The organism is Amycolatopsis antarctica, from assembly GCF_002262875.1.
Lineage (GTDB): Bacteria > Actinomycetota > Actinomycetes > Mycobacteriales > Pseudonocardiaceae > Amycolatopsis > Amycolatopsis antarctica.
Map to the genome: position 1 here is coordinate 1 of NZ_NKYE01000010.1, position 14,458 is coordinate 14,458.

Annotated in this window: 7 protein-coding genes and 1 pseudogene; 5 read left to right on the forward strand and 3 right to left on the reverse strand. The window is 70.9% G+C overall.

The genetic code is table 11. The features are described from left to right. Positions 1-102, forward strand: a pseudogene (locus CFN78_RS17020) (IS5/IS1182 family transposase); the annotation flags it as partial. A gap of 48 nt (positions 103-150) precedes the next feature. Here CFN78_RS17020 and CFN78_RS17025 read toward each other — a convergent pair. Beyond that, complete coding sequence (locus CFN78_RS17025; RefSeq protein WP_094863816.1) at positions 151-1,899, reverse strand: pyruvate dehydrogenase; 1,749 nt, start codon at positions 1,897-1,899, stop codon at positions 151-153. A 127-nt stretch (positions 1,900-2,026) separates the two neighbouring features. On the opposite strand from CFN78_RS17025, the gene CFN78_RS17030 reads away from it, so the two are divergent. Then, complete coding sequence (locus CFN78_RS17030) at positions 2,027-2,989, forward strand: phosphotransferase family protein (RefSeq protein WP_240519507.1); 963 nt, start codon at positions 2,027-2,029, stop codon at positions 2,987-2,989. 317 nt (positions 2,990-3,306) lie between these two features. On the opposite strand, the gene CFN78_RS17035 is transcribed toward CFN78_RS17030, so the two are convergent. Next, on the reverse strand, positions 3,307-6,162 hold the full coding sequence (locus tag CFN78_RS17035; RefSeq protein ID WP_420807900.1) for an FAD-binding and (Fe-S)-binding domain-containing protein: 2,856 nt from the start codon (positions 6,160-6,162) through the stop codon (positions 3,307-3,309). A 715-nt stretch (positions 6,163-6,877) separates the two neighbouring features. Here CFN78_RS17035 and gltB point away from each other — a divergent pair. Both gltB and CFN78_RS17045 read left to right on the forward strand, forming a co-directional pair. Then, positions 6,878-11,413, forward strand: coding sequence for a glutamate synthase large subunit (gltB, locus tag CFN78_RS17040; RefSeq protein WP_165777590.1), 4,536 nt, complete (start codon positions 6,878-6,880; stop codon positions 11,411-11,413). Continuing rightward, a complete protein-coding gene (locus CFN78_RS17045) occupies positions 11,406-12,857 on the forward strand; it encodes a glutamate synthase subunit beta (RefSeq protein WP_094863818.1) in 1,452 nt (483 codons plus the stop codon). Before gltB ends, CFN78_RS17045 begins: the two co-directional genes overlap by 8 nt. Positions 12,858-12,997: 140 nt before the next feature. Here the strand turns inward: CFN78_RS17045 and CFN78_RS17050 are convergent, their stop codons facing one another. Next, entirely contained in the window at positions 12,998-13,498 is a 501-nt protein-coding gene (locus CFN78_RS17050) for a PASTA domain-containing protein (RefSeq protein WP_094863819.1), read from the reverse strand. 220 nt (positions 13,499-13,718) lie between these two features. On the opposite strand from CFN78_RS17050, the gene CFN78_RS17055 reads away from it, so the two are divergent. Then, the gene (locus tag CFN78_RS17055; RefSeq protein ID WP_094863820.1) at positions 13,719-14,336 is read left to right on the forward strand and encodes a bifunctional adenosylcobinamide kinase/adenosylcobinamide-phosphate guanylyltransferase; all 618 of its coding nucleotides are present in this window, start codon (positions 13,719-13,721) and stop codon (positions 14,334-14,336) included. The last annotated feature ends 122 nt before the right edge of the window (positions 14,337-14,458 follow it).

The following is a 14,458-nucleotide window of genomic DNA, read 5'->3' on the forward strand; positions in this document are numbered from 1 at the left end:
ATCCGATTGATGGCCGCACGGCTAGCAGGCGAAAACGTCGAACCTCACGGCCCCATCGAGACCGAGGCAGCCCAACGCCTAGCAGACGACCTCACACCCTGACCACCAAGGTTTCACCACACCCTCTGAGCCGGCCGGGCCCGAGCACCGTCAGGGCCGGGGAACGTTGCGCAGGTTGGATTTCGCGAGCTGCAGCATCTTGCCGACCCCACCGCTGAGCACCGTGCGGCTCACCGCGAGCGCGAATCCCTTCACCTGCGCCGCGGTGATGTCCGGCGGGATGGACAGCGCGTTGGGGTCGGTGACCACGTCGAGTACCGCCGGTCCGTCGTGCGCGAGGAGTTCGCGGATCCCGGCACGCACCTCGCCGGGGTCCTCCACCCGGCGCGCGTGGAGTCCGGCGCCCCGCGCGATCGCCGCGAAATCGACCTGGTCGTGGTCGGTGCCGAACTCGGGCAACCCGTCCACCAGCATCTCCAGCTTCACCATGCCGAGCGAGGAGTTGTTGAACACCACCAGTTTCACCGGCAGTGAGTGCGTGCGCAGGGTCAGCAGCTCCCCCATCAGCATGGCCAGTCCGCCGTCGCCCGCCATGGCGACGACCTGCCTGCCCGGTTCGGCCGCCTGCGCCCCGATGGCGTGCGGCAGCGCGTCGGCCATGCTGCCGTGCACGAACGAGCCGAGCAGCCTGCGCTGCCCGTTCGGCGTGACGTACCGGGCCGCCCAGACGTTGCACATGCCGGTGTCCACGGTGAACACGGCGTCATCGGCGGCCTCGTCGTCGAGGATGTCGGCGACGTACTCGGGATGGATCGGGGCGTGCGCCCCGACGTCGTGGGTGTAGGCGTCGACGACCTTCTGCAGGCCGCGTTCGTGCTTGCGCAGCATGTCGTGCAGGAAACCGCGCTCGGTACGGCTGCGCAGCCGGGGCAGTACGGCGTCGATGGTGGCCCCGACGTCGCCGAGCACCCCGAACTCCAGGACCGTGCGTCTGCCGATCCGGGCCGGGTCCACGTCGACCTGCACGGTGTTGGCCTGGGGCAGGAAATTGTCGTACGGGAAGTCGGTACCGAGCAGCAGCACCAGATCGGCCTCGTGCATGGCCGTATGGCAGGCGCCGTAGCCGAGCAGTCCGCTCATCCCGACGTCGAACGGGTTGTCGTACTGAATGAACTCCTTGCCGCGCAACGAATGCCCGACCGGTGCGGCCACCGCGTCGGCGAGCGCGATCACCTGCTCGTGCGCGTCCCGGCAACCGGCACCCGCCATGATCATCACCTTCCCGGCGCGGTCGATGCGCTCGGTGAGCCGATCGATGTCGGCGTCGGCGGGGCACAGCGCGGGCCGGGTGCCGACGACGTTGCTGCGGCCGGTCGGGTTCACCGCCTGCTCGTGCGCGAGATCGCCGGGTACCACCAGTACGGCGGCGCCGTGCTTGCCGACGGCGTTCTGGGCGGCGATCCGGGCGAGCCGCGGAAGCTGCGCCGGAGTGCTGACCATCTCGCAGAAGTGCGAGCACTCGGCGAAGAGCTGTTCCGGATGCGTCTCCTGAAAGAATCCCGTGCCGATCTGGGCGGCCGGTATGTGCGAGGCGATCGCCAGCACCGGGGCGCCGGACCGGTGCGCGTCGTAGAGCCCTTGGAGCAGGTGCAGGTTGCCGGGGCCACAACTGCCCGCACAGGCCGCGAGGGTGCCGGTGAGCTGCGCCTCGGCCGCGGCGGCGAACGCCCCCGCCTCCTCGTTGCGCACGTGCACCCAGTCGATGCCGCCACGCGCGGAACCACCGCTGCGCCGGATCGCGTCCACGACCGGGTTCAGGCTGTCGCCGACGACGCCGTAGATGCGCCGCACGCCCGATTCGATCAGTACTTCGACGAGCTGGTCGGCGACAGTCGGCATCCGGTACTCCTCGCGTTGCGGTGTGGGCGCGTCCTGCCATCCTCGTCCCGTGGCGCCACCGGGGCCACTCGGGTGGATCCGGAAAAGCCGTCGCGCGGGCGCACGAGGTCCGGCTAGGTTCCCGGTCGTGACACCCGCACCCACCGCGAGCTTTCCCCGCGCGGACACCGAGGAACGGTTCCGCGCCCTCACCCCGGAGCAGTTGCTCGGACCGGTGACCGGCCTGGTGGCCGCCCTCGGCCACGGCGGCGCCCGGATAGACCGGTTCACCGAGGGTTCGCTGCCGGTGTACGCGGTCGGCGAGACCCTGGTGCTCAAGCTCTACCCGCCCGTCCACGGAACGGAGCTGGCGGTGGAGAGCGGTGTACTGCGCGCGCTGCACGCGACCCTGGCCGTGCCGACCCCACGGGTGCGGGACAGCGGCGTCCGCGACGGCTGGGGCTTTCTGCTGATGACCCGGCTGCCCGGGCGGTCGCTGGAATCCGTCTGGCCCGAGCTGTCCACTTCGGACCGTGGACGGCTGGCGGATCGGCTCGGCCGCACCCTGGCCGCCCTGCACCGCACCGAGGCACCGGTGCTGGAGACGCTGGAGCCGGCGAACTGGCAGGAGTGGATCGCCGGGCAGCGGCGCACCGCGGCCGAACGCCAGCGGCGTGCCGGGACGCCCGAGACGTGGGTGGAGCAGATTCCCGGTTTCCTCGACTCCGTCGACCTCGGCGACCCGGTACCCGGCCTGCTGCACACCGAATGCATGCGCGAGCACGTGATGATGCGGTACGAGAACGGCGAGTGGAACGCGAGCGGGCTGTTCGACTTCGAACCGGCGATGCGCGGGGCGCCCGAGTACGACTTCGCCGCCGTCGGCCTGTTCGTCTCCTGTGGTGACGCCGCCTTCCTGCGCGCGCTGCTGCTGTCCTACGGGTACGCGCCGGGCGAACTCGGCGTGGAGTTCTCCCGGCGCTGCCTGGCGTACACGCTGCTGCACCGGTACTCGAACCTGCGCTGGTACCTCGACGTGCTGCCCGCGCCGCCGGAACCCGTGCTCGACTCGCTGGCACTGACCTGGTGGGGCACCGGCACCGCGGAGTGAGGCGGGGACGGTCAGAGACCCAGCTCGGCCCGGATCGCCGTCGAATGCTGTCCCGGCGCCGTAGTTCGCGTATTGGTAGGGGAAACCCATCCACTCGCCGAGCGCGTCCAGGATGGACACGTCGAGTACGGTGCCCTCGCCGGTCGTAGAGCGCGGGCTGTTCCACCTTGATCACGCGGGCACCGAGCGGACGGGTCGCGAACGACGCCGCCACGGCCTGTTCGATCGCGACGACGGTGCTCGGCGTCCAGCGGCAGTCCAGGCATCGTGTCCTCCTCGGGGTGCGCATCCGGTGCCCGCCACCGGATGCGGTGCGTTCAGCGGTGCAGGGCGCGGCGCAGGACCTGCGCGAGGTGCAGGGCGCGCCGGTCTGTCTGGGACGCGATCTGGGTACGGCAACTGAAACCGTCCGACACCACGAGGGTCTCCGCCGGGATCTCCCGCAGCGCGGGCAGCAGGCGGTCCTCCGCGCAGGCGACCGAGACCTCGTAGTGGCCACGTTCGAAACCGAAGTTCCCGGCCAGCCCGCAACAGCCGGAGTCCACAGTGGAACCGCGAACCCCGGCCGAGGCGAGGGCCCGTTCGTCCGCGCCGAAACCGAGCACGGCGTGCTGATGACAGTGCACCTGGGCGAGGGCGTCGACGTCCAGGTCGCCCAGTGGCACCCCAGCCTCGTCGATCAGCTCGGCGAAGGTGGCCGTGCGGGAGGCCAGCGAAGCCGCGACGGGATCGCCGGGCAGCAGGTGACCGAGGTCGCCGCGGAACAGCGCCGTGCAGCTCGGTTCGAGACCGGCGACCCGGTACCCGGCGTCCAGGTAGGGCCGCAGCACCGACACCGTCCTGCGCAGCACCCGCCGGGCCAGGTCGAGCTGGCCGGTCGAGACCCAGGTCAGCCCGCAGCAGACGCCCTCCTCGGGCAGCACCACGTGGTACCCGGCGGCGGTGAGCACCTCGGCCGCGGCGTGCAGGACGTCCGGGGTGAGGTAGTTGTTGAACGAGTCCGGCCAGAGCACGATTCCCTGGGAACCCTTGTCCGGCAAGGATTCCGGGGCTGCCCTGAGGTCCGCCCGCGCGGCGGTGAACGGCGTCGCGGCGAACGCGGGCAGCTCGCGTTCCGGCGCGATGCCACCGATCCGCTTCACCAGCCGGGCGATCGCGGAACGCCGCAGCAACGAGTTGATCCTCCGCGGCGCGACGGCCGACGCCCGCAGCCACAGTGGCAGCCAGCCCATCGAGTAGTGCGCCGCGGGCCGGATCCGGCGTCGGTAGTGCTGGTGGAAGAACTCCGACTTGTACGTCGCCATGTCGACATCGACCGGGCAGTCGGACAGGCAACCCTTGCAGGACAGGCAGAGATCGAGCGCGTCGCGTACCTCCGCCGAACGCCAGCCGTCGGTGATCACCTCGCCGCCGACCATCTCGGCGAGCAGGCGTGCGCGGCCGCGGGTGGAGTGTTTCTCCTCCCGCGTCACCCGGTAGCTGGGGCACATCACCCCCGCACCGGAGGTGTCCCGGCACTTCCCGACACCCACGCACCGCCGCAGGGCCTCACCGAAACTGCCGTGATCGGCCGGGTAACCCAGCGCCGTCACGTCCTCCAGTTCCAGAGGCGCGCGGCGAGGCCGCAGATCCGCGTCCAGCGGGCGCGGATCCACCAGCACGCCGGGGTTCAGCACCCCGGCGGGGTCGAAGATCGCCTTGAAGCGCCGGAACAGGGCCAGCCCCTCGGGCGGGTACATCCGAGGCAGCAGCTCCGAGCGGGCCTGCCCGTCGCCGTGCTCACCGGAGAGCGAGCCGCCGTGCGCGGCGACCAGGTCCGCGGCCTCCTCCATGAACACGCGGAACGCGGCGATCCCGGCGCCGGACAGCAGATCGAAGTCCAGCCGCATGTGCAGGCAGCCCTCGCCGTAGTGGCCGTACACGGTGCTGCGCAGGCCATGCCTGCCCATCAGCTCCTTCAGCCCGCGCAGGTAGCCGCCGAGCCGTTCCGGCGGGACCGCCGCGTCCTCCCAGCCCGGCCACGCCTCCGCGCCGTCGGCCCGGCGGGTGGCCAGCCCGGCGCCCTCCTCGCGGATCCGCCACAGCGCACGCCGCGCGTCCGGGTCCGTGAGTACCCGGTGGCCGGTGGTCACGCCGCCCAGTTCCGCGGCAAGGGCCTCGGCCCGCCGGAAGGCCTCGGCGGGATCGTGGCCGTCGAACTCGACGAACAGCCAGGCCCCGCCCGGTGGCAGGTCCCGGCCGTGCCCCTCGGGCAGCAGGGCGAGCAGCTCGGCGTCCACACCCTCCACGGTCAACGGGGCCGAGGGCAGAATGGCGGGAACGGCGTCCGCGGCGGCGATGTCGTCGGCGAAACCCAGCACCGCGAGCACCCGGTGGGCGGGCATCTCGGTCAGCCGCAGCGTCGCGTCCAGCACCGTCACGCAGGTTCCCTCGCTGCCCACCAGTGCCTTCGCGAGGTCGAAACCGTTCTCCGGCAACAGGTGTTCGAGCGCGTACCCGGAGACACGGCGCGACCACCGCGGCCGTTCGGTACGCAGTAGCGCCAGGTTCTCCGTCACCAGCTCCCGCAGTTCGCGGTAGACACGGCCCTCGGTGCCCGGCAGGGCGGCGCGTCTGTCCACTTCGGAGGGACTGGTCGGGCCGACGGTCATCGTGGTGCCATCGGCGAGCAGCACGTCCAGACTCGTCACGTTGTCGGCGGTCCGTCCCCAGGCGACCGAGTGGGAGCCGCAGGCGTTGTTGCCGATCATCCCGCCGATGGTGCACCGGCTGTGCGTGGACGGGTCGGGACCGAAGCGCAGGCCGTGCGGCGCGGCCACGGCCTGCAGGTCGTCCAGCACGGTTCCCGGGGCGACGCGCACCGTACGGGCTTCCGGATCGAGATCGCGCACGCCGGTGAGGAAGCGCGAGGTGTCGATCACCATGGCCGGACCGCAGGCGTTGCCCGCCACGCTGGTCCCCCCGCCGCGGACGATCACCGGCACCCCGGTCTCGTGGCAGGCGGCGACCACCTCCGCCACCTCGTCCGCCGACCGTGGCAGGGCCACGCCGACCGGATCGTGCCGGTAGTTGGAGGCGTCGGTCGTGTAGACCGCGCGGGTGCCCGCGTCGAACGCCACCTCGCACCCGGTCCGCCCGGCCAGGCGGCGCCGCACGGCATCCCTGTTCGTCACCGTCTCGACCGGCGTGTCCGCGGCTGCCACCGCTCCATTGAAGTCGATCGCCCCGATCCCCGCAGCCCCGGTACGGCGGTTCCCGGCGGCGTACCGGCCGCCGGCGGCGCGGTCCGGTTCCGGGAACGTCCGCTCCGGCACCGGAGCTTCCTCGCCGCCGCGGATCGCACAATTCGGTCATCTCCCCCGCCGCGGTGCCCGCCGACCGTCGGCCGGTGTCCCACGTCCGGGTCACTCTCTCGTGTTCGCGCTGCTCAGCGGCTACCCTCGCGGCAGCGGGGGGCTCCCGACCGGGGTGTGCGCGTTCGTCAATAAGCACGTGGTGTTTGCCACGAGCAAGCCCGAACGGATATCGATAACCCGGATTTCACACTACTGTCATAAGACCGGCGAACCCGGTAGTAGGCAGAGGCGTGCCACCCGGCCTCCACCACCACGGTCCGGGCCGGCACGGCACGCAGCACAGCAGGCAGCAGGCTCAGCACCACCCAGGGCACCATCGCAGTACCGACAGCGCGCGGCACGACGACGTGCCACGAGGCCGCACGACGAGGTGCGATTCTCCGCCGATGTCCCTCGAGGCCCGCCTGCGGGTCTTCCCTCTCCACTGACCATCGCAACACCGGCCCGGACCGTTAACCGATCGCTCGCACCGCGCGCGCCGGGGCACGGTGACCGGCCCGGCAGCGCCGAACCCATTAGGAGGGCGGCCAGCGTGAACCGCCACGAGACGCACCCGCGCACCAGCGCGGGCCTCTACGACGAGCAGTACGAGCACGACGCCTGCGGCGTCGCCTTCGTCGCCGACCTTGCCGGCCGGCGCGACCACGGCATCGTCGCCAAGGCGCTCGTCGCGCTGCGCAACCTGGAACACCGCGGGGCCCGTGGCGCCGAGCCGGAGACCGGTGACGGCGCGGGCATCCTCATCCAGGTCCCGGACGCCTTCTACCGCGAGGCCGTGGACTTCGCCCTGCCCGAGCCGGGCACCTACGCCGTCGGCACGGCTTTCCTTCCGGTGGACGAGAAGAACCGCGGCCGGGCGATGAGCGCGATCGAACGGATCGCCGCCGAGGAGAACCTGCGCGTACTCGGCTGGCGTGAGCTGCCGGTGCGGACCGAGCACGTCGGCCCCACCGCGAGGAAGACGATGCCGCACTTCCAGCAGCTCTTCCTCGCGCCCCGCCGGGAGGAGGTCACCGGCCTGGCGCTGGAGCGCGCCGCGTTCTGCGTGCGCAAGCGCGCCGAGCACGAACTGGTGGCCGAGGAGGTCTACTTCCCCAGCCTCTCCGCCCGGACGATCGTGTACAAGGGCATGCTCACCGAGCCGCAGGTGGCGAAGTTCTTCGACGACCTCACCGACGAACGGGTGACCAGCGCGATCGGCCTGGTGCACTCCCGCTTCTCCACCAACACGTTCCCCTCCTGGCCGCTGGCGCACCCGTACCGCTACGTGGCGCACAACGGCGAGATCAACACCCTGCGCGGCAACCGGAACTGGATGGACGCCCGGGAGTCGATACTCGACACCGACCTCGTACCCGGCGAGCTGCGGCGGGTCTACCCGATCATCACCCGCGGCGCCAGCGACTCCGCCTCCTTCGACGAGGTGCTGGAACTGCTGCACCTCGGTGGCCGTTCGCTGCCGCACGCGGTGCTGATGATGATCCCGGAGGCGTGGGAGAACCACGAGGAGATGGACGCGGCCCGGAGGGCGTTCTACGAGTTCCACTCCACGCTGATGGAACCGTGGGACGGGCCCGCCCTGGTCTCGTTCACCGACGGCACCCAGATCGGTGCCGTGCTGGACCGCAACGGTCTCCGTCCCGCCCGATACTGGGTGACCGAGGACGGCCTGGTGGTGCTGGCCAGTGAGGTCGGCGTACTGGACATCGAACCCTCCGCGATCATCCAGAAGGGCAGGCTCGAACCGGGCCGGATGTTCCTGGTGGACACGGCCGAGGGCCGCATCATCGACGACGAGGAGATCAAGGGTGGCCTGGCCGCCGAGCATCCCTACGCAGACTGGATCGCGTCCGGGCTGACCTCGCTGGACGATCTGCCCGAGCGGGACCGGGAGGTTCCGGTGCACGCCGCGCTGCTGCGCAGGCAGCAGTCCTTCGGCTACACCGAGGAGGAACTCGACGTCCTGCTGGAGCCGATGGCCAGGACCGGGGCCGAGCCGATCGGCTCGATGGGCAACGACTCGCCACTCGCCCCGCTGTCCTCGGGCTCCCGCCCGTTGTTCGACTACTTCACCCAGCTTTTCGCGCAGGTGACGAACCCGCCGCTGGACGCGATCCGCGAGGAACTGGTGACCGCGCTCGGGGCCCAGCTCGGGTCGGAGCCGAACCTGCTCGACGCGGGACCGGACTCCTGCCGACGGATCGTGCTGCCGTTCCCGGTGCTGGACAACGACGACCTCGCCAAACTGGTGCACATCAACGACGACGGCGACCTGCCGGAGTACCAGGCGGTGACCGTGCTCGGCCGGTACGAGGTCGGCGGGGGCGGCGAGGCGCTGGTGCGCAGGCTCGACGAGATCCGCTCGGAGGTGTCCGAGGCGATCGAGGACGGGGCGCGGCTGATCGTGCTCTCCGACCGGGGTGTCGACGAGACCCACGCGCCGATCCCCTCGCTGCTGCTGACCGGCGCGGTGCACCACCACCTGGTGCGGGAGAAGACCCGCACGCAGGTGGGCCTGATCGTCGAGTCGGGCGACGCCCGCGAGGTCCACCACATCGCGCTGCTCATCGGCTACGGCGCCGCCGCGGTCAACCCCTACCTGGCGATGGCGACCGTCGAGGAGATGGCCCGCCAGGGCGTCATCGGCGACACCACGCCGAAGCAGGCGATGCGCAACCTGATCAAGGCGCTGGGCAAGGGCGTGCGCAAGACCATGTCCAAGATGGGAGTGTCCACAGTGGCCTCCTACACCGGTGCGCAGATCTTCGAGGCGATCGGACTGGGCCACGAGGTGGTGGAGAACTGCTTCACCGGCACCACCTCCCGGCTCGGCGGGATCGGTTTCGACACCATCGCCGAGGAGGTGCGGATCCGGCACCGCACGGCGTTCCCGGCGGACGGCGTCCGTGCCAGCCACCGTGAGCTGTCCACCGGCGCCGACTACCAGTGGCGTCGCGAGGGCGAACCGCACCTGTTCAACCCGCAGACGGTGTTCAAGCTCCAGCACTCCACCCGTTCCGGGAAGTACGAGGTGTTCAAGGAGTACACCAAGGCCGTCGACGACCAGGCGCAGCGGCTCTACACCCTGCGCGGCCTGTTCGAGTTCGCGCCCGGCGAGCGGGCACCGGTGCCGATCGAGGAGGTCGAGCCGGTCTCCGAGATCGTCAAGCGGTTCGCCACCGGTGCCATCTCCTACGGATCGATCTCGATGGAGATGCACCAGACGCTGGCGATCGCGATGAACCGCCTCGGCGGCAAGTCGAACACCGGCGAGGGCGGCGAGGACGCCGAGCGGCTCTACGATCCGGAACGGCGTTCGGCGGTGAAACAGGTCGCCAGCGGCCGGTTCGGCGTCACGAGCGAGTACCTGGTCAACGCGGACGACATCCAGATCAAGATGGCGCAGGGCGCGAAACCCGGTGAGGGCGGCCAGCTCCCCGGCGCGAAGGTGTACCCGTGGATCGCGAAGACGCGGTACTCCACGGCCGGCGTCGGGCTGATCTCGCCGCCGCCGCACCACGACATCTATTCGATCGAGGACCTGGCACAGCTCATCCACGATCTGAAGAACGCCAACCCCGCGGCACGCATCCACGTGAAGCTGGTGTCCGAGGTAGGCGTGGGCACGGTCGCGGCGGGCGTGTCCAAGGCGCACGCCGACGTCGTGCTCATCTCCGGGCACGACGGCGGCACGGGCGCCTCCCCGTTGTCGTCGATCAAGCACGCGGGCGGCCCGTGGGAGCTGGGCCTCGCGGAGACGCAGCAGACCCTGCTGGCGAACAGGTTGCGGGACCGGATCGTGGTGCAGACCGACGGGCAGCTCAAGACCGGGCGGGACGTGGTGATCGCGGCGCTGCTGGGCGCCGAGGAGTTCGGTTTCGCCACCGCGCCCCTGGTGGTCTCCGGCTGCATCATGATGCGGGTGTGTCATCTCGACACCTGCCCGGTCGGGGTGGCCACGCAGAACCCGAAGCTGCGCGAGAAGTTCAGTGGCAAGGCCGAGTACGTGGTGAACTTCTTCGAGTTCATCGCCCAGGAGGTGCGGGAGTACCTGGCGGAGCTGGGTTTCCGGTCGATCGCGGAGGCGGTCGGGCATGCGGAGCTGCTGGACAAGCGCAGGGCCATCGAGCACTGGAAGGGTGCCGGGCTCGACCTGTCGGCGATCTTCCACGTGCCCGAGCTCGCGCCGCGGACCCTGCGGCACCAGCAGACCCTGCAGGACCACGGCCTGGAGAAGGCGCTGGACAACACCCTGATCCAGCTCGCCGAGGGCTCGCTGTCCTCGGGTGACAAGGTGCGGCTGGAACTGCCGGTGCGCAACGTGAACCGGACCGTCGGCACCATGCTGGGTTCCGAGCTGACGAAGCGCTGGGGCGGTGACGGTCTGCCGGACGACACGATCGACATCACGTTCACCGGTACGGCCGGGCAGTCCTTCGGGGCGTTCCTGCCCAAGGGCATCACGATGCGGCTGATCGGTGACGGCAACGACTACGTCGGCAAGGGCCTGTCCGGCGGACGGATCACCGTGCGGCCGGATCCGGAGGCGCGGTTCGCCGCCGAGCAGCACATCATCGCCGGCAACGTGATCGGTTACGGCGCCACCAGCGGGGAGTTGTTCCTGCGCGGCAAGGTCGGCGAGCGGTTCTGCGTCCGCAACTCGGGTGCACTGGCCGTCGTGGAGGGCGTCGGTGACCACGGCTGCGAGTACATGACCGGTGGGCGCGTGGTCGTGCTCGGGCCGACGGGGCGCAACTTCGCGGCCGGCATGTCCGGCGGCATCGCCTACGTGCTCGATCTGGCGGCGGTGCGGGTCAACCACGAGATGGTGGACAGCGATCCGCTCGACGACGAGGACGTGGAGTTCCTCCGCGACGCCGTGGAAGCGCACTACACGGAGACCGATTCCGCCGTGGCGCACTCCCTGCTCGCGGACTGGGACGTGGCGGTGGACAGGTTCACCAAGGTGATGCCGAAGGACTACAAGCGCGTGCTGGCGGCGCAGGCCGCGGCGGAACGCGAGGGCAGGGACGTGAACGAGGCGATCATGGAGGCCGCACATGGCTGATCCCAAGGGTTTTCTGACCACGAAGCAGGAACTGCCTGCCCGGCGTCCGGTCGATCTGCGGCTGCTCGACTGGCGTGAGGTCTACGAGGACTTCGCCACGGAGAAGCTGGAGAAGCAGGCCGGGCGGTGCATGGACTGCGGGATCCCGTTCTGCCATCAGGGGTGTCCGCTGGGCAACCTGATCCCGGAGTGGAACACGCTGGTGTGGCGGGACGACTGGCAGGAGGCCAGCGAACGTCTGCACGCCACCAACAATTTCCCGGAGTTCACCGGCACCCTGTGCCCGGCCCCGTGTGAGACGGCGTGCGTGCTCGGCATCAACGACGACCCGGTGACGATCAAGCGGGTGGAGATCTCGATCATCGACCGCGCCTGGGACGAGGGCTGGGTGACCCCGCAGATTCCGGAGGCGAAGACGGGCCGGAAGGTCGCCGTCGTCGGTTCCGGTCCGTCTGGACTGGCGGCCGCACAGCAGTTGACCCGCGCCGGTCACGAGGTGGTGGTGTTCGAGCGGGCGGACAAGATCGGTGGCCTGCTGCGGTACGGCATCCCCGAGTTCAAGATGGAGAAGCACCGGCTGGATCGCCGGCTGGAACAGATGCGTGCCGAGGGAACGGAGTTCCGGGCGGGCGTCGATGTCGGCGTGGACGTGACGGTGGAGCGGTTGCGCACCGACTACGACGCGGTGGTGCTGGCGGGCGGGGCGACCGCGTGGCGGGATCTGCCGATCCAGGGCCGCGACATTCCCGGTGTGTACCAGGCGATGGAGTACCTGCCGCCGGCGAACCGGGTCGCCTCGGGTGACGAGGACAGCAGCCCGATCGACGCCTCCGGCAAGGATGTGGTGGTGATCGGTGGCGGTGACACCGGGGCCGACTGCCTCGGCACCGCGCACCGGCAGGGTGCCAGATCGGTGACACAGCTCGAGATCATGCCGCAGCCGCCGGAGTCGCGGGCATCGGCGCATCCGTGGCCGACGTACCCGATGCTCTACCGCGTGTCCTCGGCCCACGAGGAGGGCGGCGAGCGGCTGTTCTCGGTGAACACCCAGGAGTTCCTCGCCGACGAGAACGGCGACCTGCGCGCACTGCGCCTGGTCGAGGTACGCAACGAGGACGGGAAGTTCGTTCCGGTCGAGGGCACCGAGCAGGAGATCCCGGCGCAGCTCGTGCTGCTGGCGATGGGTTTCGTCGGGCCGCAGCGTGAGGGCCTGCTGGACTCGCTCGGCGTGGAGCTCGACGAGCGCGGCAATGTGGTGCGGGACGAGACGTTCCGCACCACCGTGGACAACGTGTTCGTGGCGGGTGACATGGGCCGGGGCCAGTCGCTGATCGTGTGGGCGATCGCCGAGGGCCGTGCCGCGGCGGCGGGGGTGGACGCGCGGCTGACCGGGCGTACCGTGCTTCCGGCCCCGATCGGGCCGACGGACCGTCCGCTGAACTGAGGTTCCGTCGCCGGGGCGTATCGCGCGACGGGAGTCCACGACGGGCGTCCGCAGTGAGAATCCACTGCCGGATTCCACTGTGGACGTCCGATGGGGACGTCCGATGGGGACGTCCGATGGGGACGTCCGATGGGGACGTTCTAGCGGAGGTCCGCACGGTCCGCGCTCAGCGTGACGGGCGTCGTGGTGTCCATGGCACTGCCGGCTTCGGCGGACTGGGCGACCACCCGCCAGCCGTCGCTCCAGACGAGCAGTCTGCGCTGCCCGGTCACGTCCTCGGAGACGAGCCGGCGGAAACCGGCCTCCCACAGCGTTTCCTGGGCCGCCCGGTAGTTCATGCCCACCACGTCAGGGACGATTCCGCTGGCCGGCAGCGGTTCTCGCGGCGCGGGCCTGGCGGACGCGGTCGCCGCGGGGCCGGCCGTGGCCGCCTGTCCGGCGGGTACCGCCGTGGGCAGGGTGCTCGCCGCCACGGGCGCAGGCGGCGGGGGCGGGGAGCCCGCGTGCCCGGCGTCCACCCGTCCACCGGAGAACCCGGCGATCAGCAGCAGGGCCATCGTGGTCGTCACGGCGAGCCACGGCCACCGTCCCCGCACGCTCCGCGAGGACTGCGCTGGCGGTGTCACGGTCTGCATGCTCATCGCGAGACTCTTCCGACTGGTCCGAACAGCGGTGCCCGGTCGCGGTACCCGGGCTCTGGATGCCTACCTCTCGTCGGCGCGTCCCGCATCGTTACGCGGCGCCGTCATACCGCTCCGACTATCACCCGTTCGGGCCTGGACGGGCGTGCGGCCGGCGGGGCCGGACACAGACGCGTCGCCCATCGACGCGACACGTTCGGTACTGCGCGACAATGCGCGTATGAGCAAGCGACTCGCCGAACTGGCCGCCAACAGGCTCGACGCCGGAGCCCGGCTGCTCCGCCGATACGCCGACGGGCCCGCCACGGCCGACCGCACCCTGGTCCTCGGCGGTGTCCGGTCCGGAAAGTCCCGGCACGCGGAGCTGCTGCTGGCCGACCGCCGCGACGTCGTCTACGTGGCCACCGGCGTGCCGGCGACGGCGGGCGATCCGGAGTGGGCCGCGCGGGTCGCCGCTCTTCAGGCGGACCGGCCGCCCACCTGGCGCACGGTGGAGACCGCCGACCTGGCCTCGTCCCTGCGCGAGGCGGAGGGCCCGCTGCTGGTCGACTGTCTCGGCACCTGGGTGAGCCGGGTACTCGACGATGTCGGCGCCTGGGACCGGCGTCGCGGCTGGGAGCACCGGCTCGACGAACGGCTCACCGACTTCCTGGACGCCTGGGCCCAGGTGACCGTGCCGGTGGTGGCGGTCAGCAACGAGGTGGGCAGCGGGGTGGTGCCGGGGACGGCGTCCGGCCGGGTGTTCCGCGACGTACTCGGCGCCCTCAACACCAGCGTCGCCGCCGGCTCGGAGTCGGTCCTGCTGGTGGTCGCCGGACGCACGCTCGCCCTGAACTGAGCCTGCCGCACGCCCGCGAAACCTGGCCGGCGAGTTTCCCTGGCTGGTCCGGACGGGTGAGCGGGGCTCGCGGCCGACGAGGTGGCGGCGGGCCCGCGCGCGCGACGGTGCCCGCGCCGGAC